This window comes from Methylobacterium sp. V23 (assembly GCF_002917135.1).
Lineage (GTDB): Bacteria > Pseudomonadota > Alphaproteobacteria > Rhizobiales > Beijerinckiaceae > Methylobacterium.
Genome location: NZ_PDHT01000115.1, coordinates 1 through 1,419, shown reverse-complemented (window position 1 = coordinate 1,419; position 1,419 = coordinate 1). Strand labels below are relative to the sequence as shown.

2 protein-coding genes are annotated in these 1,419 nt (G+C 48.8%); both read right to left on the bottom strand.

Annotated features, from left to right (window positions below):
- Positions 1-421, bottom strand: a 421-nt coding sequence (locus tag CRT23_RS27500; RefSeq protein ID WP_210202119.1) for an acyl-CoA reductase, incomplete at its 3' end; no start/stop codon positions are given.
- Between the two features lie 115 nt (positions 422-536).
- Positions 537-1,280 (bottom strand): pyruvate kinase, encoded by a 744-nt coding sequence (locus tag CRT23_RS27495; protein ID WP_280952029.1) that lies wholly within the window; start codon positions 1,278-1,280, stop codon positions 537-539.
- Positions 1,281-1,419 lie beyond the last annotated feature (139 nt).

Below are 1,419 nucleotides of genomic sequence, written 5' to 3'. Positions count from 1 at the left end.
CCCGAACATAACTTTCATCCTGAGGTAGCCATTCATCCATGATATGGCGAGAACCAAGTTCATTTTCTACAACATCATAAAGGCCGCCTTTAGAACATAAAATCATAGATATCCAATTGGCCTCTAGCTTAGCCATTTCTTCTGAATATCCCATATATTTTTTTAAGTCACGAATGTATGTCCTGCGTCTTGAGTATTCTTCATTTTTCCATCTTTGCCCTACCGTATAGAGAAAATTGACAATGTTATGCAACCGTAATTCGTTATTTCCATTACAATCAATAATGTTTTTTACATGAGAGTCATTCAATATTGGCAGGTAAACACTATTATCACCAAAATTAATGGATTGCACTAAATCATCACCTTCGGGAAAGATTTCAACCTGGCCGTTAATAATGAATGAAATTTTTTTAGTCATACGTATCCTCCAAGCCTGAATTGATCTTTATCCCATCAAATAAATAAAGCCTCTCGTAAGAGAGGCTTTATGCTGACAAACCCTGTACTACCTGATGAACAGGCGTGGGGGAGTTTTACTCAACGGTCAAAATACGCGTGGTATTGGTTGAACCGACGGTGCTCATGACATCGCCCTGGGTCACGATAACCAGGTCGCCGGAAACCAGATACCCTTTATCGCGCAGCAGATTAACAGCTTCATGTGCCGCGACAACGCCATCAGCCGCGCTATCAAAATGCACCGGCGTTACTCCGCGATAGAGCGCGGTCAGGTTCAGCGTGCGTTCATGGCGCGACATGGCGAAAATCGGCAGGCCGGAGCTGATACGGGAAGTCATTAGCGCGGTACGACCGGATTCCGTCATGGTGATGATCGCGGTAACGCCTTTCAGATGGTTTGCCGCATACATCGCAGACATGGCAATGGCTTCTTCAACGTTGTCGAACTGCACGTCGAGACGGTGTTTAGACACATTGATGCTGGGGATTTTTTCTGCGCCCAGGCAGACGCGCGCCATTGCGGCAACGGTTTCAGAAGGATACTGACCGGCTGCGGTTTCGGCAGACAGCATAACCGCATCCGTGCCATCCAGGACGGCGTTCGCCACGTCCATCACTTCCGCACGGGTCGGCATCGGGTTGGTGATCATCGACTCCATCATTTGCGTTGCGGTGATGACTGCGCGGTTTAGCTGACGCGCACGGCGAATCAGCGCTTTCTGGATACCAACCAGCTCCGGATCGCCGATTTCAACGCCCAGATCGCCACGTGCGACCATCACAACGTCAGAGGCCAGAATGATATCGAATTCCTGCAGCCCGGGGGATCCACTAGTTCTAGAGCGGCCGCCACCGCGGTGGAGCTCCAGCTTTTGTTCCCTTTAGTGAGGGTTAATTGCGCGCTTGGCGTAATCATGGTCATAGCTGTTTCCTGTGTGAAATTGTTAGATCGGAACA